At 67.1% G+C, this 20,581-nt stretch carries 17 protein-coding genes; 9 read left to right on the top strand and 8 right to left on the bottom strand.

Features of this window, described 5'->3' with window-relative positions:
- The first annotated feature begins 44 nt into the window (after window positions 1-44).
- Entirely contained in the window at window positions 45-974 is a 930-nt protein-coding gene (locus tag ASJ79_RS28205; RefSeq protein WP_067962450.1) for an NAD(P)/FAD-dependent oxidoreductase, read from the top strand.
- Window positions 975-1,030: 56 nt separating this feature from the next.
- Window positions 1,031-1,675 (top strand): flavodoxin family protein, encoded by a 645-nt coding sequence (locus ASJ79_RS28200; protein ID WP_067962448.1) that lies wholly within the window; start codon window positions 1,031-1,033, stop codon window positions 1,673-1,675.
- Window positions 1,676-1,696: 21 nt separating this feature from the next.
- Here the strand turns inward: ASJ79_RS28200 and ASJ79_RS28195 are convergent, their stop codons facing one another.
- On the bottom strand, window positions 1,697-3,289 hold the full coding sequence (locus ASJ79_RS28195; protein ID WP_067962445.1) for an MFS transporter: 1,593 nt from the start codon (window positions 3,287-3,289) through the stop codon (window positions 1,697-1,699).
- A 396-nt stretch (window positions 3,290-3,685) separates the two neighbouring features.
- Between ASJ79_RS28195 and ASJ79_RS28190 the strand changes: the two genes are divergently transcribed.
- Together ASJ79_RS28190 and ASJ79_RS28185 are read left to right on the top strand one after the other, a co-directional pair.
- Entirely contained in the window at window positions 3,686-6,430 is a 2,745-nt protein-coding gene (locus ASJ79_RS28190) for a cation-transporting P-type ATPase (protein WP_067962459.1), read from the top strand.
- Between the two features lie 198 nt (window positions 6,431-6,628).
- Window positions 6,629-7,249, top strand: a complete 621-nt coding sequence (locus ASJ79_RS28185) for a universal stress protein (protein ID WP_197420412.1) — start codon at window positions 6,629-6,631, stop codon at window positions 7,247-7,249.
- 48 nt (window positions 7,250-7,297) lie between these two features.
- Here the strand turns inward: ASJ79_RS28185 and ASJ79_RS34595 are convergent, their stop codons facing one another.
- From ASJ79_RS34595 to ASJ79_RS28160, 6 genes are all read right to left on the bottom strand, one after another.
- Entirely contained in the window at window positions 7,298-7,867 is a 570-nt protein-coding gene (locus tag ASJ79_RS34595) for a GGDEF domain-containing protein (RefSeq protein ID WP_231751076.1), read from the bottom strand.
- A 71-nt stretch (window positions 7,868-7,938) separates the two neighbouring features.
- On the bottom strand, window positions 7,939-8,415 hold the full coding sequence (locus ASJ79_RS34590) for a hypothetical protein (RefSeq protein ID WP_231751075.1): 477 nt from the start codon (window positions 8,413-8,415) through the stop codon (window positions 7,939-7,941).
- 212 nt (window positions 8,416-8,627) lie between these two features.
- Complete coding sequence (locus ASJ79_RS28175; RefSeq protein WP_067962456.1) at window positions 8,628-9,647, bottom strand: TIGR03617 family F420-dependent LLM class oxidoreductase; 1,020 nt, start codon at window positions 9,645-9,647, stop codon at window positions 8,628-8,630.
- Window positions 9,648-9,741: 94 nt separating this feature from the next.
- Window positions 9,742-13,104, bottom strand: a complete 3,363-nt coding sequence (locus ASJ79_RS28170) for an ATP-binding protein (protein ID WP_067962439.1) — start codon at window positions 13,102-13,104, stop codon at window positions 9,742-9,744.
- A complete protein-coding gene (locus ASJ79_RS28165; RefSeq protein WP_067962436.1) occupies window positions 13,097-13,786 on the bottom strand; it encodes a DUF4194 domain-containing protein in 690 nt (229 codons plus the stop codon). The genes ASJ79_RS28170 and ASJ79_RS28165 overlap by 8 nt, the downstream gene beginning before the upstream one ends.
- Entirely contained in the window at window positions 13,783-15,225 is a 1,443-nt protein-coding gene (locus ASJ79_RS28160; protein WP_067962433.1) for a DUF3375 domain-containing protein, read from the bottom strand. The genes ASJ79_RS28165 and ASJ79_RS28160 overlap by 4 nt, the downstream gene beginning before the upstream one ends.
- A gap of 291 nt (window positions 15,226-15,516) precedes the next feature.
- On the opposite strand from ASJ79_RS28160, the gene ASJ79_RS28155 reads away from it, so the two are divergent.
- The 5 genes from ASJ79_RS28155 to ASJ79_RS28135 all read left to right on the top strand — a co-directional run bounded on the left by ASJ79_RS28155 (window position 15,517) and on the right by ASJ79_RS28135 (window position 19,987).
- On the top strand, window positions 15,517-16,521 hold the full coding sequence (locus ASJ79_RS28155; RefSeq protein ID WP_067962431.1) for an amidohydrolase family protein: 1,005 nt from the start codon (window positions 15,517-15,519) through the stop codon (window positions 16,519-16,521).
- Between the two features lie 86 nt (window positions 16,522-16,607).
- Window positions 16,608-17,621, top strand: a complete 1,014-nt coding sequence (locus tag ASJ79_RS28150; protein WP_197420411.1) for an ABC transporter substrate-binding protein — start codon at window positions 16,608-16,610, stop codon at window positions 17,619-17,621.
- A gap of 37 nt (window positions 17,622-17,658) precedes the next feature.
- Window positions 17,659-18,450 carry an ABC transporter permease gene (locus tag ASJ79_RS28145; RefSeq protein WP_067962426.1) on the top strand — a complete coding sequence of 264 codons (792 nt, stop codon included), beginning with the start codon at window positions 17,659-17,661 and terminating at the stop codon, window positions 18,448-18,450.
- Window positions 18,447-19,229 carry an ABC transporter ATP-binding protein gene (locus ASJ79_RS28140; RefSeq protein WP_067962423.1) on the top strand — a complete coding sequence of 261 codons (783 nt, stop codon included), beginning with the start codon at window positions 18,447-18,449 and terminating at the stop codon, window positions 19,227-19,229. Before ASJ79_RS28145 ends, ASJ79_RS28140 begins: the two co-directional genes overlap by 4 nt.
- The gene (locus ASJ79_RS28135; protein WP_067962420.1) at window positions 19,226-19,987 is read left to right on the top strand and encodes an ABC transporter permease; all 762 of its coding nucleotides are present in this window, start codon (window positions 19,226-19,228) and stop codon (window positions 19,985-19,987) included. The genes ASJ79_RS28140 and ASJ79_RS28135 overlap by 4 nt, the downstream gene beginning before the upstream one ends.
- On the opposite strand, the gene ASJ79_RS28130 is transcribed toward ASJ79_RS28135, so the two are convergent.
- Window positions 19,950-20,581 (bottom strand): nitronate monooxygenase family protein (locus ASJ79_RS28130; RefSeq protein ID WP_197420410.1); only part of this gene is annotated, 632 nt, incomplete at its 5' end. The genes ASJ79_RS28135 and ASJ79_RS28130 overlap by 38 nt on opposite strands.

Here is a 20,581-nt window from a genome sequence, read left to right as displayed (position 1 = left end):
CGCGCTGAGGTCTAGCCCGGCGTTTTCGGGGAACAGAACGTGCCATGGAATTCGAATGTGCAGTCGTCGGCGGCGGCGCGGCCGGTCTGAGCGCGGCATTGGTGCTGGGCCGGGCCCGGCGCAGGACGATCGTGATCGACGGCGACGACCCGAGCAACCGGGCGGCCCCGGTGATCGGCGGGCTGCTCGGCTACGACCGGCGCCCACCCGACCAGCTCTACGCCGCGGGGCGCGAGGAACTCACCGAGTACCCGAGCGTCGAGTACCGGCGTGCCGAGGTGCGCAGCGGCCGCCGCGTCGACCGCGGGTTCGTCCTCGACGTCGACGACGGCACCGAGGTCCGCGCACAGCGGGTGCTGCTCGCGACGGGGATGGCCTACGCGCCGCCGCAACTGCCCGGGCTGGCCGAGTTGTGGGGTGTCTCGGTGTTCCAGTGCCCGTTCTGTCACGGCTGGGAGGTGCGCGACACCAGGCTCGCCGCGCTCGCGTCCGGGCAAGAAGGGGTGCACGCGGCGCTGATGCTGCGCGGCTGGAGCGACGACGTGGTGCTGCTGACCGACGGACGCTCGGAGCTGAGTCCCGACGACGAACGGCTGCTGCACCGCGCCGGCGTCACCGTCGACGACCGGCGGGTCGTCGAATTGACCGGTACGGACGGACGATTGGAGACCATCGTCTTCGCCGACGGGACCCGGCTGGACCGGGACGCGCTGATGGTGGAGGCGCCGGTGCGGCAGCGTTCGCCGCTGGCCGAGCAGCTCGGCGCGACGTGCACGCCGGGCCCGCTGGGCACCGAACCGCTGACCGTCGACAAGATCGCCCGCACCAGCGCCGGTGGGGTGTTCGCGGCCGGCGACGTCTGCACCGAGCAGCCCCATCTCGCCGGCGCGGTGGCGTCGGGTTCGGAGGCGGCGATGATCATCGTGCAGAGTCTGCTCGCCGACGAGGTCGGTCTGCCGTATCCACCCGGGTAGAGCGCACTTTGCCCGCGGCGGGAATAGTCGGCCCGTCGCCGCCGTCGTAGACGTTCATGAACGTTGTCGTCATCAGCGCCAGTCCTCGCGAGGACGGCAATTCGCACGTGCTGGCGCAGGCCGCGGTGGACGGTGCCCGCACCGCCGGGCACGCCGTCGAGCACGTGTTCCTCGACGACTACGTGCAGCGCCTGTTCGGTAACTGCCGTAGCTGCCGCCGGCCCGAGGACGGCCGGTGCTCGCTCGACGACCGCTACGAGGAGTTGCTGCTCGATCTGATGCTGCCGGCCGACGGCATCGTGTTCGCGATGCCGCTGTACTTCTACGGCATGCCGGGCCGCCTCAAAACGGTGTTCGACCGGCTGTTCTGCTACACCGCCAACAGCGCTCCGCAACAGGACCGCGTCGTCGAGGGCATCGTCGGGAAGAAGGTCGGTGTGCTGATCTCGTGCGAGGAGAGCTACCTCGGCGCCACCCAGGGCGTGATCGCCCAGTTCCAGGAGCTGACCCGCTATCTGCACCAGGATTTCGTCGGCGTGGTGGTCGGCAACGGCAACAGCCGCGGTGAGATCATCCGCGATCCGAGTGATCCGTTGGCCCGCGCGCGTGACCTCGGGGCCCGCCTCTTCGACATCCGCGTCACCGACTACCGGCTCGACACGGTGCGCTCCACCAAGGTGTGGGACGGCGCCTCGGCCTGATCGCCGCGCCGCCACCGGCACTCACACCGGGTCGCGCACCGCCAGGTAGTGCTTCGAGATCGGCTCACCTTCGGTGTAGCGCTCGACGTTCTGCTCGATCAGCTGGTCCTGCCCGGTGAGGCGGGTGTAGTGCTGGTGCATGTGCTCGCCCCAGGAGCGCACGACGAACGTCTCCACGAACGTCGACTCCTGTTCGACACTGCGGAAGAGCCGCCACAGCGAGGCTCCGGTGCGTTGCCGGGACCGGCCCAGCACGGCCATCGCCGCCAGGAACGCGTCCTCGTTCTCCGGGAGCACGTGGTAGGAGGTGATCACCAGGACGGGACCGTCCAGCGGTTCGGGTTCGAAGACCAGCGTCGGTTCCGGCCAGTGCGACGACGGCGTCAGATCGAGGTTGCCGGTGCTGGCGTGCAACGGCCACCACGCCGACGACACCGCGCAGAACAGCAGCAGCCCCGCGCTCACCAGCAGGCTGGTGACGCTGTTGGTGGAGCCGGCCAACAGCCCCCACAGCAGCGACCCGACGGCCTGGCCGCCCATGAAGATCAGTTGATACACCGACAGCCCGCGGGCGCGCACCCAACCCGGCAGGCTCAACTGCATCGACGCGTTGAGCGTGGACAGCGTCAGCAGCCACGCGGTGCCGCCGATCACCAGGCCGGCCAGCACCGCGGCGAAGTTGTGCACCAGCGCGAGCACCGCGGTGGCGAGGGCGAAACCGAGCGCGCCCACGGTGAGCAGAGCGTTCTGCCCGAAGCGGGATCGCAGCTGCGACAACGCGAACGCGCCCAGCACCGCGCCCACCCCGAGCGCACCGAGAAGAACCCCGTAGCCGGCCGAGCCCAGGCCCAGCTGGTCTCTGGCGATCACCGGCAGCAGCCCCCACAACGCGCTGCCGGGTGCGATGAACAGCACGATCCGCAGCAGGATCCGCCGCACGACCGGGGAACTGCGGATGTACCGGCCGCCGGCGCTGAGCGCGGCCAGCGCCCGTTCGGGTGGGAAGTCGTTTCGGACGCGGGGCCGCCGCCAGGAGATGAGCACCAGCACGATGCCGACGAACGACACGGCGTTGAGCGCGAACACCAGCGTCGGCCCGGTCAACGACACCAGCGCGCCGGCGATGGCGGGCCCGATCGCCCGGGCGCCGTTCATGCTCATGCTGCCCAGCGCCGCGGCGGCCGGGATCTGGTGGGAAGGAACGAGATCAGGCTGGATCGCCTGCCACGCCGGCGCGGTCAGCGCCTGCCCGCAGCCGATCACGAACAGCAGCATCAACAGCACGGTCGGGGTGGTCAGCCCGGCGCCGGTCAGCGTGGCGAGCAGGCCGACCCCGGCGGCCATCGCGCCCTGGGTGGCGATCAGCAGCCTGCGGCGGTCGATCAGGTCGGCCAGCACGCCGGACGGCAGCGCCAGCAGCATGACCGGCAGCGTGGTGGCGGTCTGCACCAGCGGCACCAGGACCGCGGCACGCGGATCGTCGACCAGCATCCACTGCGCGCCGACGGTCTGCATCCAGGTGCCGAGGTTGGAGACGAACTGCGCGATCCACAAGGCGCGGAACATCGGCGACCGCAGCGGCGCCCAGGTGGAGGTCGACTCTGCCGTGGTCATCCGCCGCTCCCCATTCCGCCCACTCTAAAGCGTGTGTGTGTACGCCTGGCGGCGCCGGCGCAACGGGGCCGAGCCGTCGAGAAGCCCCCGGTATCAGTTCACGTCACCAGAGCGGAAGCTGACGGTGATTTCGTATGCGTGGTTAGGGCCAAAGGACCCTCAATCGCGGGGACCTCGTCATCTAGCGGGTTCGACCCCGACGGCGATGAACTTGATTCATGGACGCTGGGATCGGGACCCGCCGGCCGACACGCGCATGATCTGGCGGGCGAATCGGCAACGAGCGCGTTGTCGTTCGTCGATTCCGGTGTTGGTGTCACAGCGACTGCCAGCCTGTGCCGCTGGTGCAAGCGCGCTAGTGGCGTCCGCGGTGAGGAGGGAAGATCTGTGACCATCATGCGGCGATCCCGCGATCTCGCCGAGCAGTCGATCGAGGCAGACTGGCATACGTTGCCGCCTGCGGCGGTGGTTGAACGACTGGAGACCGATCTGGGCGGGCTCACCGACGGCCAGGTCCGGGATCGACGCGCCGTTTACGGGTGGAACCGCCTCGCCGCGGCCAAGCGGCAACGGGCCGTAACACGGTTCGTGCGTCAGTTTCACAACGTACTCATCTATGTGATGTCTGGTGCTGCGGTGGTGACGGCGGTGCTTCAGCACTGGATCGACACCGCCGTGCTGTTTGCGGCTGTCATCATCAACGTGATCATCGCCTACATCCAGGAAGGCAAGGCCGAAGCGGCCATGGATGCGATCCGGGCGATGCTCTCACCGCACGCCACAGTGCTGCGTAACGGCCGCGCCGTGGAGGTCGACGCCGGCGCGCTGGTCCCCGGGGACGTGGTCCTGTTGGTCGCCGGTGACCGGGTGCCCGCGGATCTGCGATTGATGCATGTCGATGATCTGCGGGTCGATGAGGCCCCACTCACAGGAGAGTCGGTGCCAGTCGACAAGTCCACCGACACGGCGGCTGCTGGTGCGCCCGTTGCGGATCGCGTAGGCATGGCGTACGCGGGCACGCTGGTCGTTCATGGTCAGGCCACCGGTGTCGTGGTCGGTACGGGCGCCCAGACTGAAATCGGGCGAATCAACCAACTATTGACCGACATCTCGCCGACCGGTACCCCGTTGTTGCGTCAGATCAGTCGGTTCGGGCGGCTACCGGCGGTCGTCATTCTGGCGCTCAGCGCGGCTACCTATGCGATCGGAGTTCTGTGGCGCGGCGAGAGCGTGTCGGAGATGTTCATGATGGCGGTCGCTTTGGCTGCGTCGGCGATTCCGGAGGGGTTGCCGGCCATCATGACCGTCACCCTGGCGATGGGCGTCCAGCGGATGTCGCGGCGGCGCGCGATTGTTCGGCGCTTGCCTGCGGTCGAGGCGCTCGGCTCGGTGACGGTGATCTGCTCAGACAAGACCGGCACCTTGACGAGTAACGAGATGACGGTGCAACGCGTCGTCTGTGGTGGCCACAACGTGGACGTGGGTGGTGTCGGGTACGCGCCGGTGGGTGATCTCAGCATTGACGGACGCATCGTGGATCCGGCGCGCTACCCGGCGTTGCTGGAAACCCTGCGCGCTGCCGCGTTGTGTAACGACGCATCCCTGAACCAAGAGCAGGGCACCTGGAAGATCACGGGGGATCCTACCGAGGCGGCGTTGCTTGTGGCAGCTGCCAAGGCGGGTCTGGTCATCGGCGACGAGCAAGCGACCCGTCCACGCGTCAGCGCGGTGCCGTTCGCGTCGGAGAACCGAATCATGGGCACCTTGCACAGCGGTGCAGACGGCCAGACATCGATCCTGGTCAAAGGCGCACCCGAGAAAGTGCTCGACATCTGTGACCGGCAGCACGGCGCGCACGGCGACGAGCCTGTGGACCGGCGACACTGGCAGCAGATGGCGGCGACAACAGCCGCCCAAGGCCTGCGGGTCCTTGCCATCGCTCGTCGACACGGAGCTCCCCAAACTGCCGGAGTTCTCGAAATCACCGATCTGGATGGGGGTTTCACCATGTTAGGTCTGGTGGGCATCATCGACCCCTTGCGGCCGGAAGCCGTCGCTGCGGTGCAGGAATGCCACCGGGCGGGGATCCGGGTGAAGATCATCACCGGTGACCACGCCGCCACCGCCCGAGAGATCGGTGCGCAGCTGGGCATCGGAGCGGGTAAGCCGGCAGTGACCGGCACGGAGATCGCATCAATGGATGATGCCGAGCTGCTGACCGAGGTGACGGACAGCGATGTTTTCGCCCGAGCCAGCCCTGACCACAAATTGCGGTTGGTGCGTGCCCTTCAGGCGAATGGCGAAGTTGTTGCGATGACCGGCGATGGTGTCAACGACTCGCCGGCACTGAAGAAAGCAGACATCGGCATCGCTATGGGCTGCAAAGGGACCGAGGCCGCCAAAGAGGCGGCGGACATGGTGCTCGCCGATGACAACTTCGCCACCATCGCTGCTGCGGTGTCAGAGGGTCGAACCGTTTATGACAACATCCGCAAGTTCGTGCTGTTCATGCTGCCGACCAATGGCGGAGAGGCGCTGGTCGTCATCGCCGCCATTGTCTTTCAGTTCACGCTGCCATTGACACCTGCGCAGGTGCTCTGGATAAACCTCGTCACCTCCAGCACTTTGGGGTTGGCGCTGGCGTTCGAGCCGCCGGAGGCGGACGTGATGAGCCGGCGGCCGCGTCCGCCGAACGAGAACTTGTTGTCTCGGTACTTCGCGTGGAGAGTCGGGTTGGTGTCGGTGCTGATGGCCGGCGGAGCGCTGTGCATGTTCTTGTGGGAGCTGAGCCTGGGCACCAGCGTCGAGACCGCGCGGACCATGGCGGTCAACGCCATCGTGGTCGCGGAGATGTTCTACCTGCTCAATAATCGCTTCCTGCTCGAACCCGTACTCAACCGTATCGGCCTGTTCGGCAACAAGATTGCGTTCGCGACCGTGGTGGCCTGCACGGTGCTCCAACTTGCGTTCACCTACGCCCCGGTCATGAACGCGGTATTCGGCTCCACGCCGCTCGGGTACGTCGAATGGATCAAAGCCGCTGCCGTCGGCGCACTGGTCTTCACCGTCGTCGAAGTCGAGAAGTTCGTCGTCCGCCGATGGCGAGCCAAAGTTCCGGGCCAGCAGCAATGCCCGCGATGAGCACCTCCCCCCCGGATCCTTGATCGACGCTGACCTTGCTCCGCGCTTTCAGCCTCCTGCTCTGCCGCAATCCCCAAGCGCCGGGAAGAGTGGCCGATCCCCACCCCAGCCCGTCGGCTCGATCCGGGACCAAAGTCTCTCAGGTAGTGACTTTCGGCGACTATTGCCGGTGCGGGGTGTCATGTCATCGTTATGGACATGAGTACCTTCGCTCTCCTGACTGTTGTTCTCGCCGTATGGATTGTCATTGGGCTGATGACCGGAGTGTGGATGATTCGCCGCGGCCATAGTGCCGTCTGGATGCTGATCGCCGTGGCGCTGGGCCCCTTGTTCGTCCCGATTGCCCTGGAACGCGCCGAGCGTGGCTTTCGTCTGGTCCGCTCGGGGCCGGGTGGACCACCGCAACCCCGCGCGGAACCCCCCGCAGGACCGCGCATCTTGATCGGGATGGACGGGTCGGCTGAATCCGAGCATGCACTCACTACGGCGGTCGAACTGTTCGGCAGCACCTGCGAAGCGGTCGTGCTCGCCGAAGTGGTGTGTTACGAAGCAGCCGAAGAGGCCGGCCAGGCCGAACTCGACGCAGCCTCCACGCGGCTGGCGACGTTCGCCGCTTCACTTGAAAGCCGGTTACTTCCGGTGTCTTTCGACATTCTGGTTGGTCCTCCGGCAAAGACGCTGCGGGCGTTCGCCGAGCGAGAAGAGATGGATCTGGTTGTCGTCGGCCGGCGTGGTCGCGGCTTGACCGGCCGTCTGCTGGGCAGTGTGTCCGCCGATCTGGTGGAGCATTCGGTGGTCCCGGTGCTCGTCGCGACTTAGCGTCACGGGCATGTCAACGCTCGGTCTGGATGCAGAGTGCACACGTGGCTATTCGTAGTGTGCTGTGTTGCCGCCGTTGCGTTTTGCGTAGAACATCGCATGGTCGGCCCGCGCGATGACTGCGTCGAGCAACAGACGGGGATGCCTGTCGGAGGTGGTGAACTGGGTGTATGCGACGCTGGTCGCGCCCGCGCTGGCAGTAACCGCCGGATGGTCTTTCGACGCCATGATCGCTTGCCGGATCGCCTCCGCGATCTGTCCGGCTCGGCGCGGGTCGGCAAGATCGACGACGACGAATTCTTCGCCGCCCACGCGCGCAATCAATGCGCGACTGCCCACCGCGCCCCTGATCAGGCGCGCGCATCGGACCAGGACCTTGTCTCCCACACCGTGGCCGTAGGTGTCGTTGACATGTTTGAACCGGTCGAGGTCGACGACGACCACCGCGATCGCGCCATTGAGGACCTCGCCGAGTTCGAGGAGGTCACCGAAGTGCAGGTGCAGCCCACGCCGATTCAACAGGCCGGTCAGCGGATCCCTGGCTGAGGAGTCGGCATCTTTGCGCAGTGTGCGGATGCCGAACTGTATCCCCAACGGGGTGACGATCAGCGGAATCACCGCCCCGAGGATCCTCCCGGCCACCGCACCGTCGGCGGCGGCAACGTGCGCACCCGCTGTGGTGATGAAGATTACCGTTGTCGCCAGGATGAGAAGAGTGTGCAGCGACAGTGCGTGGGCCCGTCGAAGAACATCAGATAAATCGAAATCAAGGCAAAACAGTTCAACGCGAACAGCCCCATGAGCCAGTTGGACCCGGTAAGAGCGATTGCGGCGATGCCGATATCCGATGAGATGACGAACACGCGCGATTGTCGAACGGTCGGCCACGGACGGGCGCACCACACCACGGCCCAAAAAGCATTCTGGGCGGCGAATATCACCTCGACGACCGTCGAAAACGGTGGAGCATTCTCGACCGAAGGGAACAACACGACCATCGTCAGAATCGAGATCAGCCCGATACCTGTTCCGATCATCAGCCGGATCGCACCGGCCATCGACCGTGTGGCGAAGTACTGCACATAGCCGTCATAGTCAACCGGTTCTCGCCACCACTGACCGACCATCCGACCGAACGACTGAAGGCTGCGAAGATCGCCGCGCACCCCCAACCTCACCCCCGTGCAATCATCTCGTCCTCGTACCCGAGACGCTGCGACAGTCGCCGATTCAGCTACCGCCTCGGCATGTGAGGCGTTGGTGACCGACCTTTGCCATTGCCCTTCTCCGTGCAGATGTCTTTCACTCTGGCAAAGATTATCGGCTGCGTCAATTGTAGTGCGGCTGTTCCCGGACGGGGCACGGCCGCGCTGACGCGCTAGCCTCCGGTGGAGAGGCGTTGCGCGACGGCGCCGTAACGTTCGAAGTGGTCCGGATCGGCCAGCGCGTTGTACAGCACGATGCGGGTGGCGGTGCCGGCGTACTTCGCCGTGAGCGCGTCGGCCAGTCCGTCCCAGGTCGACTCCGTCGCGAACGTCGCGATGTGGTCGTCGGTGATCTGCGCGGCCATGCCCCTGAAATCGCCGGCCTTCTGCTTTTCCCGGATCCGGGCCGTGGTGCCCTCGAAGCCGGCCTCGTCCCAGATGAACGCGTAGTTGGGCGTGCTGCCGTAGAAGCTCATGCTCGTGCGCACCAGTTCGCGCTCGCGGTGCCGTTCCTCGTCGGTGTCGCCCACGACCGTCATCACCGGCACGATGACGGCGAGGTCCTCCGGTCGCCGACCCGATTTCGCCGCGCCCTCAACGAGATTCGGCAACACATGCCGCGCGATGTATCCCGGCTCGCCGAGCGGATGCACATGGACGCCGTCGGCGACTTCGCCTGCCATCCGCAGCATCCACGGATTGACGGCGGCGATGTCCACCTTGGGATCCGGCGCGTCGATCGGCCCGGCGCTCCACTGGGGCGTGATGAAGTCGAGACTGTAGAAGTCGCCGTGATGGTCGAGCTTGCCGGTGCGGAACGCCCGGAAGCAGGCCTTGACCGCCCGCACGTAGTCGCGCAGCCGAGGACCGGGAGGCTCGAACTCGACACCGTACCGCCGCACCACGTGCGTGCGCACCTGGGTGCCCAGGCCCAGCCGGAACCTGCCGCCTGTGGCCTCTTGCAGTTCCCACGCCGTCGCGGCCGTCACGAACGGGCTGCGCGGGAACGCGACCGCCACGCCTGTCGACAACTCCAGTCCCGGCGCCGCCTGCGCGGCGACCGCGGCATTGAGGTAGGCGGTTCGGCCGGTTTCGGTGAACAACAGCCCGCCGAAGCCGGCGTGCTGGGTGCGGCGCGCGAGTTCACCTGTGTGCAGCAGTGGCTGCGGGGTCGTCATCACGTCGACGTGCACGATCGGCACCCTACGCGGTAGAGCGCGCCGAGATTGCCCCTATGCAGGTCCCGTCACGCACTTTTCCCGCCTAGACGCAATCTCGGCGAGGGGTTCACACCCCGGCGGGCACCTTCGCGGTCGCCCGCATCTCGCGGCGCAGCTGCCCGAACTCCGAGATCGTGCGGGTCGCGACTGTGGCCACCGGCCGCGCATTGCGGCCCGTCGCCTCGGTCTTGCTCACCATCACCACGCTGTCGATGTAGGGCTGGATGGTCGTCGCGTTCTGCACCGTCGCGACGATCACCAGCTGGAAGCCGAACTTGCGGAACGCCTGCAGCGCCTGCTGTGCGAACTGCGGATCGGACTTGGAGAACGCCTCGTCGAGCATGAGCTGCGCGAAAACCGGCCTGTTGTCGTCACTGTCGGGGCTGGCCAGGTTGAAGCTCAGCGCGCCGGCCAGGCAGAACGCCATCAGCTTCTCCTGCTCGCCGCCGGAGTTGTCGCCGGCGTTGGAGTGCGTGCGGATCAGCTCCTCGGTGCTGACGTCCCACTCCGCGCAGTCGAAGGTGAACCGGTTGCGCACGTCCAGGGCGTCCCGCGTCCACGCCTTGTCCTCCGGCGCCGTCGACGCCAGCCGGTTGCGCAGCCGCAGGATGTCGGCGTACTGGTCCAGAATCGCCTGCTTGTCACCGAGCCCGACCTCGGCGATGCGCCGCGAGATCGCCCGCACGATCTCGGTCAGCTCGGACACCGCCGTCAGCGTCCGCGGTGTGGCGCGCAGCGTCAGCCGGGTGCCACGGTTGAACTCCACCGCGCCCAAACCGGTGTTGACGCGGTCGATCTGGTCGCTGATGCGACGGGCCTCCTGCTCGGCCACCCGGTGCAATGTCAGGATCGCATCGGGTGCCTGCTCGGTGACCAGACGCATCATCCGTTCGTAGGCCTCGGGCAGCTCACGCTCGTCGATGTGCCGGCACAACGCGACGTAGTCGTGCACCCGCTCGTCGAAGTTGTCCGAGTCGTTCGGGATGGCGTCCGGGAAGGACGTGTCGAAGGTGTTGAGGATGCGGGCCAGCTCGTCGTAGGAGCGGCGCCTGCTCTCGCGCAGCTGTTCGCGTTCCTTCTTGATCGCCGAGAACAACGCGTCGCGGTGCGGCTCGGGCTCCAGCAGCTCCAGGCTCACCGGAACCTGGGCCGCATACCGGTTGAGCAGCTCGGTCAGCGGCTCCGACACGAACGCGGGCTTCAGCCGGTCCTGCAGTTCCAGCAGACGGGTGCGCCGCTCGTCGAGGTCGTCGCGGCGGGTCTGGATCGCGCCGCGGCGCGTCATCAATTTCTGGATCTGCGACCAGCATTCGTCGGCGCGCGCATTGAGCGCCTCGATGTCGGGATGATCGGCCAGCAGCAGCTCGTACTGTTCACGCAGCCGGTCGGCGTGCCCGTCGGCGGTCTCGGTGTCGATCTGGCTCCACTGCGGGAACTGTTCGCAGATCGCCTTGCACGCCGCGGCCCGGTCCCGCCACCGCTGACGCTGGGCGGCGATGTCGTCGGCGGTGCGCCGCGCCTTCTGATAGGCCTCCTCGGCCGCGGCCAGGTCGACGGTCAGCGCGTTGATCTTCGCCGACACGTCGCCCTGATACAGGTACTCGGACTGCTTGAGCGGGCGCCGGTCGTCCTTGATCGCGAGCCGGTCGGAATCCTTGTACAGGCCGGTGTCGGTGACCGCGCGACGGAACCGCGCGAACACCTCGGGGGTGTCGACGCAGATGTGGTCACCGGCCGAGGCGACCACGTCGACCGCCTCGGCCGCGCACGGATGCGCCGGGTCCACCGCGAAGAGCTTGCCCGCCAACGTGTTCTGCTCCGGGTCGACCGGCTCCGCGCCGAGGAACTTCGCCCGCACATGGTGCAGCTGCAGCCGTCCCCGCATGTTGGTCTCGTTGACGAACTGCAACACCTTGGTCCAGTGCTGATCGGGCACCATCAGCCGTAACCCGACGCCGCGCAGCACCTTCTCCACCGCGGTGCGCCAGCGGGTCTGGTCCGGCCGCAGATCCATCAGCTCGGCGATGTAGGGCAGCTCGGCCGCGTCGACGCCGACGGCGGTGCAGATCTGCTCGCGCATCACGAGCGCGAATTCCGGCAGCGCCGACCCGACGTGCTCGACCCGCTTGAGTTCCTTGGCCGCCTCGTCGCGGGCCATCCGCGCCGACTTCTGCGCGTACTCCGCATCGGTGGACGCCTCCCGGTTGCGCTCCACCTTGGCCAGCAACTCGGTGGCCTCGGCCAGCAGCTCCTCGCGCAGGTTCCAGAAATCGTCGGCGGTCTCCGGGATGTCGAGCTGCTGCGCGGTGAGCATGTCCTCATAGGCGTTGCGCCGGCGGGACACCTGCTCGGCCTCGGTCTCCGCGGCGGTCACCTGCGATTGCAGCGGACCGATGCTCGCGCTGGACCCACTGATCTGGGCGTTGAGCGAATCCGCTTCGGCCTTGGCCAGATTCAGGCTCCGGGTGACGTCCTCGTACTCGTTGTCGAGCTGATCGATCGTGGAGTCGAGCTGGTCGATCTGCGCGGGGCACTGCGTGAGCCGGACATGGTCGGTGTAGGCCCGCACCATCGGCAGGTCCACCAGGTCGATGATGCCCAGATCGGTCGACTCCGACGCGTAGCGCTGCTGGATCTTCTCGATGTCACCGAGGATCTTGCGCTTCTTCTGCGCCACGGCCAGCAGCTCGCGGGCCTCGACCAGCGGGTCGATCTGCTTGAGTGCCTCCGGCAGCCGGGACAGGCTCTCGGGTTCGTCGAGCATGAACTCGCGGACGAACTGCTCCAGGCCGCCGACGCTTTTCAGTGACTTCGCCTTGCCGAGCAGCTGCTGGGCGGCATCCGAGGCGCGGATGCCGATGGTGGCGTACAGCTGGGCGAGGTACTGCGACTCGACCTTGGTGGTGAACCGCCAGCCATGCTCCTTGAACACGCCGGTGTCGAAACGCCCTGCAGCCCAACGGTTGCAGACGTCCTCGATGTCGAAATCGCCGTCGCCCAACACGAACCGGCTCGACGAGTCGCTGCGCGACTCACCGGTCAGCCACTTGAGCACCAGGCCCGTCACGGTGCGTCCGGAATCGCCGGCATAGGTGACGGCCACCGCCGACCACGCGGTGCCGTCGCCGCGCAGGTACATCACCCGGTTGGTGCCACCGTCGCTGCGCTGTCCCCACGCGCCCCGCACGTACTTGTCGACGGTGCGCCGGCCCGCGCTGGACCCCGCGGCGGTGTTGTCGCCGGAGGCGTTGAAGTTGCGTCGGTTGAACGGCAGGAAGCCCAGCGAGATCGCGTCCAGCAGAGACGATTTCCCGCTGCCTGACGCGCCGGCGATCAGCGCGCCGCCCTCGCTGAACGGGATGTCGTGGTAGCCGTCGAACACGCCCCAGTTGATGACCTGCAGCCGGGACAGGTGGAACTGCTCAGTCAAGGTCGACCTCTGCTTCCGGGGTGCCGCCATTGAGCAGCAGCTCGAACTGCTGCTGCAACTCGGTGATCACACTGGCCGTCATCACGGCGGTGATCACCGGGCTGATGGTGTAGCTGTCCTCGTCGTCGCGGCTCTTGCGCAGGATCTCCAGCCCGGTCAGGCGCGCGATCGCGGCGTCGATGCGGCCGGCGAACGTGACGGCGTCGCGGTCGGTGTCGTTGAGCACGCCGGAGAACAGGTTGTGCATCTCCTCGCGCGAGATCAGCACGCTCTGCCCGCCGGCCGCGCGCATCATCTGCGCCAGGTGCAGCGCCAGGATGGAGTCGTAGGTGCCGAGCGGTTCGCGCCGGAGAAGTTTGATGCCCTTGGCGGATTCGTAGCGGGCCTGCTCGACGAACGCGACGTCCGTCCCGTCCACGACGCGCAGGATCAGGTCGAGTTCGGACAGCCGGGTGGCGAGCTGACCGCGGTATTCGAGCACCCAGGCGTAGATGTCGCTGTCGGTCTCGGCGCTGATGTAGCGGCGGGTCAGCAGGTGCTGCAGCGCCCAGCAGGCGCGGTCGGGCAGCTCGGAGACATCGCCGTCGAAGCGCGGTCTGCGCTGGTGCGGGGGACGGGCGGTCTGGTCGACCTGCGGCAGCTGCGAGAACGCCTCGAAGTCGGCTTCGTGTTCGGTGGTCACTGCGCGGCTCCGACGAGGGTGGTGATCGGTTCGGTGAACATCAAATGGGGAACGGCGATTTCGCGGTCCTTGCCGTCGAGGGACCGGAACCGCACGGTGGTCGACGTCGTCGTGTCGGCGTTGGGCTGCTTGAGCGCCCACGACCACAGCACGATCACGTGACCGAGGTACGCGTTGTCCAGCATCGCGACCGCCTCCGGTAGCGACACCGGGCCCTTGGTGACCGCGGCGTTGAGCATGTCCGACATCGCCGGCGCGTCGACCTGGGTGGTCAGCGCGGCGAAGCTGGCCAGGTCGACCTCGCCGTCGGCGGGCCTGGCCGGTTTCGGGTCGGACAGGTCGCCGATCTTGAAGCTCAGCGCGCCGACGGAGCTGATCGCGTGGCGGGCCAGCGGGAGCTCGATGTCCAGCCGCGAGTCGATCAGGCTCGATTTCAGCAGGTTGCGCGCGGCGCCGATGGCCTCGTTGAGCTGGCGGGCCACCCCGCGGCTCTGCTCCAGCGTGCCGAATGCGGTGAACCGCTTGACCCGCTGGGCGCAGCGCTGCTGGATCCGCTCGACCTCGTCGATCTGATGGCCGACCAGCTCGAAGAACCCGGCCATCACCTTGCGCAGCGCCGGGTCCAGCGCGGGCAGCGCGTCGGCGACGGCGGCCACGTCGGCCTCGAACTCGGCACGCTGATCCGGGTCGTTGATCATCCGCAGGAACGCGCGGTGGCTGTCGCGGCCCTGTGAGTCCCAGGCGGCCTGGTAGTCGGCGTACATCTGGCGCTGCCGGTCGCGGTACTCGAGATTGGAGTCGATCGGCTCGTCGAGGGCCGCGGTGGCCTGCTCGATCATCGAGCCGTACTGGCCGATGTCGGTGATCAGTCGTTCCATCTGCAGTGCGATGGCGCGGGCCTCGTCGTAGGCGTCGGTGACATCCGGCTGGGGGCGCTCACCGCGGTCGAGTTCCTCCAGCTCCTGCTGCAGCTGGGCGATCTCGGCCTCGATGGTCTTGCGGATCCGGGCCGGGTCGCTGCCGACGCGGATCGCGACCTGCTTGAGCCGCGAGGCGATGCCGTTGATGGACCCGCCGGTGGCGATGGTGTCCTGGCGGCGCATGCCGCGCAGGAAGTCCAGCGCGCGGCGGGCGTCCTGGGTCAGGTAGCAGACGTTCTGGTCGCTGCGCACGTCGACGATGCGGTGCAGCCAGCCCTGGCTGGCCCACGACTTGATCAGCGCCAGCCCGGACTGTGCGTCGCCGAGGTCGTCGAGGTCGCGTTCCAGGCGGACCACCAGCTCGGTCTCGGGCAGGACGCCGTCGGCCAGATGCCGCTCCATCAGCGTCGCGTAGAGGCCCAGGTTGGTGGTGGCCAGCAGCCGGATGGCCCGGGAGGACTGCAGGTCGCGATTGACTTCGAGCAGGTCGACGGCAGACAAGGTTGAGTTGTCGTCCACCTGGCCCCTCGAGTGTGTGCGTCGTGTCGTCCCGGACGCCCCAACATAGGGCACCGCGGGGACATCTCCGGGCGGGGGGAGGGGAGTGTCGCGCGCTTTTCCCCAGGGGCTGTGACGGGTGTGACCAGCGGGATTGCAGTGCGTCCTGGGGTTATCGCGAGCGTGCGCTCACGGTCGTCCTGCGGTGGAGATCACGACCGTGGTTGCACGCTCGCGGCCGAACCCCGCGCCAGGCGTTGATTCTTGATATACCATGTGTCCGCTCCACTGCTGCTTCGGTGAAGAGGTTTCGTGACCGATCTGATCGACGTGCATGCGCACCACTACCCGGAGGCGTACCTCGCCGCGTGTCGACGCGCGGACAGCGGTTTCGAGAGCTATGTGCGCGATGACGGCCGGCTCATCGTCAAGCAGGACGGGGCGGTCGCCCTCGCCGCGCCGCAGCCGATGCCGGACGTCGCGACGCGGTTGGCCGCGATGGACGCGGCAGGGGTTGGCACGCAGCTGATTTCGGTATCCGCGCCGAACGTCTACCGGTTTCCTTCAGCGTGGCGGACGGGCATCACCCGGGAGGTCAACGACGAATTCGCCGACCTGGCTGCCGAATCCGGTGGGCGACTGCGCAGCCTGGTCAGCCTCCCGCTTCCCGATGTCGATGCCGCGCTCGCCGAGCTGGACCGGTGCAGCGGCCGGCCGGGTTACGCCGGGGTCATGGTGACCACCACGATCGACAGGACGGACCTCGACGACCCCGGGCTGGCGCCGCTGTGGGCGGAACTGTCGGTGCGCTCTTCGCTGGTGCTGGTGCACCCGACCACCGGATGCTCGACCGACGGCGTACGTGACTACGCGTTGTCGCTCGGACTGGACTTTCTCGCCGAGACCACACGTTGCATCGCCCGGATGGTGTACTCGGGCACCTTCGAGGCGTACCCGGGGATCCGGTGGGTTTTCTCCCACCTCGGCGGGACCACCCCGTTTCTGATCCACCGATTCGACAATTATTACCAGCAGTTTCCGGAATGCCGGGCCAAGATCTCACGTCCGCCCAGCGAGATTTTGAGGTCGGTGTACTTCGACACGGTGACCACCCACGTGCCTGCGCTGCGTTGTGCGCTCGACACTTTCGACCCCGGCCAGTTCATGTTCGGCACCGACTATCCACATGTGCCGGGGGGGCTCGAGCGGTTCGTGACCACCCTGGACGCCGCCGTCACCGCCGCGGGTCTCGACGAATCGGCCCGGCAGGCGATCCGGTGGCGTACGGCCGCCGATTTGCTGAGATCGACGGATTGATCGCTTTTTGTCCTGCGGGCCGGGACCACCTGCGTTATGGTGCTTGATATACCAAGTCTCGGCCAGGAGGTCGCCCGATGTCGTCGGTGTCCAGAGCACTCATTCGCAAGGCCGCGCTGGTGGCGGCGGTCGTCCTGACTGTCGCCGGGTGCGGCGGGAACGACGACACCGAATCCTCCTCGGACGGGCCGCTGCGGGCCGTGAGCGGTTCGTCGCAGAGTTTCAACTCGCTGGTTCCGTACGCGGCGTGGAAGATCCTCGCCGAGGAGAGCGGCATCGAAGTCGAGCAGCGCTACCTCGAGGACGGCCCGACCGCGATTCAGGCGATCAGCCAGGGCGAGGCGGTCATCGGCACCGATATCGGCGTCAACGTCGGGGTGCCGGCTGTGGATGCCGGCGCCGAGATCGTCGATGTCGTGTCGACCCAGCGGCTGACGTGGGCGCTGGCGGCCCGGCCCGAGATCACCTCGCTGGAACAACTCGACGGCAAACGGATCGCGGTGCACGGTGAGGCGTCGTTCACCAACGCGATCTCGGACTTCTTTGCCCGGGAGAACGGTTACGAGTACGAGAAACTGATCATCCCCGGCAGTGAAGTCCGGGCAGAAGCGTTGGCGCAAGGACAGATCGACGCCTCGGTGATCGACCTGTCGGACATCGTCACGCTGTCGGCCCAGTACCCGGGGCAGTTCGAGGTCCTCGCGACCGTGGGTGAAGAGGTGCCCGACCTCATCGAGCAGGACATCTGGCTGGACAGGAAGTGGGCCGAGGCCAACCCGGAAACCGCCACGGCGGTGGTCAAATCTTTGGTCGAAGCCGAGCGCCGTCTGTCCGACGACCCCGAGTGGGCGTTGAGCGTCGCATCGGAGTTCCTGCCCGACACCGACGAGCAGGTGCTGCGTGAGCTCGTCACGGAGTACGCCGAACGAGGCCTGTGGCCGGCCGACGGGCTGCTCAATCGGGAACGGGCGCGGCAAACCCTGGAGTTCTTCAACGATCTCGGCGAGATCGAGGTCACCGATCTCAGTGATGCCGGACTGGACAAGTACTTCGCATTCCAGTACCTGGAGTCCGCACTGGAACAACTCGGCGACAAGTAATGACGCGCGGCGCGGAACGCCTCGTCAGGGATGAGAGTTGAACCTCACGCCCGCTCAACGGCGCCGGTGGCTGCCGCGAATCGTCGGGGCGGCCGCGCTGCTCGTCGGCTTCGGCGCATGGGAAGCGTACGCGGCCATGCAACCGACCGCGTTGTTCATCCCTCGGTTCAGCGCCGTGGTCAGGTCGCTGTTCGCGCAGATGGGCACCGCCGAGTTCTGGAACGCCTACGGCCAGACGCTGGTCCCGTTCGTCTACGGCTGGACCTCCGCGCTGGTGGTGGGGGTGACGCTGGGCCTTCTCATTGGCACCAGCCCGCTGCTCCACTCTCTGACGACCCCCTACTTCGCGTTCTTCAATTCCGTTCCGCTGTCGACGTTTCTGCCGATCCTCGTCATAGCATTCGGTCTGGGGTTGTTGTCGCGCTCCCTGGTCGTGTTCCTCTTCGCGGTGATCGACGTCGTGTTCACCACAGCGGCCGGCGCCGCATACGTCGACCGGGACCTGGTCATGATGGCGAAATCCTTCAAAATGGGCCGTGCCAAGAGATTTCGTAAGGTTATTCTGCCTTCGGCGATGCCCAGCATCGTGTCGGCGATCAGGCTGGGCACCGGTAGGGCGGTGCTGGGCATGGTCGTGATGGAACTGTTGCTGGTCTCCGTCGGAGTCGGTCGGCTGGTGAGTTCGTACCGCGACGGTTTCCAGAGTGCCGAGCTGTACGCCATCCTGATGTCGGTGGCGATCTTCGGCCTGATCCTGCTCGGCGCGGTCCGGCAGATTGAGCGGCGTGCCCACCGGGGCCGTCCGACGGCATTCGGGGTGAATTCATGATCGAGCTCGACTCGCTCACCATGACCTACGAGCGCGACGGGGAACCGTTCGACGCGATCCGCGACATCTCCTGCACCATCGAGACCGGCAGCTTCACCTCACTGGTCGGGCCAAGCGGTTGCGGTAAGACGACGCTGCTGAAAATCATTGCCGGGCTCCTGGTTCCGACCTCCGGTGCGTTGAGGATCGACGGTGAGGTGGTGCGCGAACCCGGCGAGGACCGGGCGATGGTGTTCCAGAATTTCGCGCTGCTGCCGTGGGCCGACGTGCTCACCAACACCGCGTTCGGGCTCGAGGCAAGAGGATTGCGCAAAACCGAGCGGGAAGGCATCGCACGGCAGTATCTGGCCAGGGTGGGTTTGACGGGTTTCGAACACCAGCGTCCGCACCAGCTCTCCGGCGGTATGCAGCAACGTGTCGGTATCGCACGCGCTTTGGCGGTCGAGCCGGCGACATTGCTCATGGACGAGCCGTTCGGGGCGCTCGACGCCCTGACCCGCCAGGTGATGCAGAAGGACCTGGCCGACCTGTGGGACAGCTCCGAACATCGCACCGCGGTGATGGTGACGCACAGCATGAGTGAGGCTGTGCTGTTGTCGGACAAGGTCATCCTGATGAACACCCGGCCGGGACGGATCGAGGATGTGATCACCGTGCCGTTCGAGCGTCCCCGCACGTCGCTGATCCGGTCGGCCGAGTACCGGGACTTCACCGACTATCTGTCCACTCGACTCGAGGAAATGCACCGCGCGGACCTCAGCGTCGGCGGCGACCCGTGACGCTGAAGTCCTTGCGGGGCAGGTTCCGCGGCGCCGCCGTCCCCGCCGCCGGCCTGATCCTTCTGCTCGCCGTCTGGCAGGTGGTCGGCGTACTCGAGGTCTCCCCGGCGATACCTCGACTGGACCGGGTGGCGGCGGCGTTCGTCGACATCCTGGGGCAGGACCGTTTCCACGAAGCCGTCGTGAGCACCGCGATGGCGATCGTCATCGGCTATCCACTGGCGGCGGTCATCGGGTTGGTGATCGGCGTGGCGATGGGCATGGTCCGCGTCGTGGAATGGGCTCTGACACCGTATCTGTACTTCGCGCTGTCGGTGCCGCTGATCGTCATCATCCCGGTGATCCTGCTCATCTTCGGGCTCGGCCGGACCAGCGTCATCGTCATCATCGTCGCCTACGTCGTCCCGTTGATCGTGGCGAACACGATGGCGGGTGTGCAGAGCGTCGACGCGCAGCTGAAGGAGATGACGACGTCGTTCGGCGCGGGACCCTGGCTCACGGTGCGGCGGCTGACGCTGCCGGCGTCGCTGAGCCTGATCCTGAGCGGGATGCGGATCGGCGCCGGCCGCGCCATCGAAGGGGCCGTCCTGGGTGAGCAACTCGTCGGACTGATCGGCCTGGGTGGACTGGTGATGCGGTTGGGCGGGGCGTTCGCCGTGGAGGATCTGTTCGCCGTCGTCATCTTCATCGGGCTGGTCGGAGTCGGTGTGGTGTCCGGCGTCAATCGTCTCGAACGCCGCTGGTCCCTCCCGAGCTGAGGGCCGCGAGGGTGGTGCGTGCGTCGCCGGTGAGCCGCCTGACGACCTTCTCGGCGGGCTCACTGGCCGTCACGTCGGCGACTCCCTGACCGGCGTTGACCGGTGCCCACCGGTAGTCGTCGGCGGCGATCGCGGCCCGCAGCAGCTCGCACGCGTCGGCGTCGAGTTCGTCCTCGCGGCCGGCCCAGATGTCGGTGAACTCGTTGCGCAGTACCCGCTCCGGGATCGTCGGCGGCCACGGATACCCGAGCGCGACGTCGAAGGCCCGCGTCGTCACGGTGTCGGTGTCGCCCGCGGTGAGCATCCGTTGCCGGGCGGGCTCGGGCAACGTCGACTCCGGGCACGTTGCGAACGCGGTCCCGATCCACGCTCCGGCCGCCCCGGCGGCCAGCACCGCGGCGAGGGCGCGTCCCGAGGCGATGCCTCCGGCCGCCAGCACCGGCACCGGGAACCGGTCGAGGAGTTCGGTCAGCAGCGCAAGCGCCGCGACGGCGGTCATAGGCGAAATACGGGGTGGAACCGACCCGGGCGGTGGGGCGGTCCAGCGGCATTCCACCGACGGCGAGCTGGCCAGATCGGCAGAGCGTCGGGGCG

Source organism: Mycobacterium sp. NAZ190054 (assembly GCF_001545925.1).
GTDB lineage: Bacteria > Actinomycetota > Actinomycetes > Mycobacteriales > Mycobacteriaceae > Mycobacterium.
The sequence above is the reverse complement of the archived record's forward strand: the minus strand, read 5'-3'. Positions and strand labels throughout refer to the sequence as shown.

What these genes read in the sequence shown, in the direction of transcription:
- ASJ79_RS28140 (WP_067962423.1), top strand. Translation starts at nt 18,447, where the DNA reads ATGATCGAGCTCGACTCGCTCACCATGACCTACGAGCGCGACGGGGAA.
- ASJ79_RS28205 (WP_067962450.1), top strand. Translation starts at nt 45, where the DNA reads ATGGAATTCGAATGTGCAGTCGTCGGCGGCGGCGCGGCCGGTCTGAGC.
- ASJ79_RS28195 (WP_067962445.1), bottom strand. Translation starts at nt 3,289, where the DNA reads ATGACCACGGCAGAGTCGACCTCCACCTGGGCGCCGCTGCGGTCGCCG.
- ASJ79_RS28200 (WP_067962448.1), top strand. Translation starts at nt 1,031, where the DNA reads ATGAACGTTGTCGTCATCAGCGCCAGTCCTCGCGAGGACGGCAATTCG.
- ASJ79_RS28185 (WP_197420412.1), top strand. Translation starts at nt 6,629, where the DNA reads ATGAGTACCTTCGCTCTCCTGACTGTTGTTCTCGCCGTATGGATTGTC.
- ASJ79_RS28190 (WP_067962459.1), top strand. Translation starts at nt 3,686, where the DNA reads ATGCGGCGATCCCGCGATCTCGCCGAGCAGTCGATCGAGGCAGACTGG.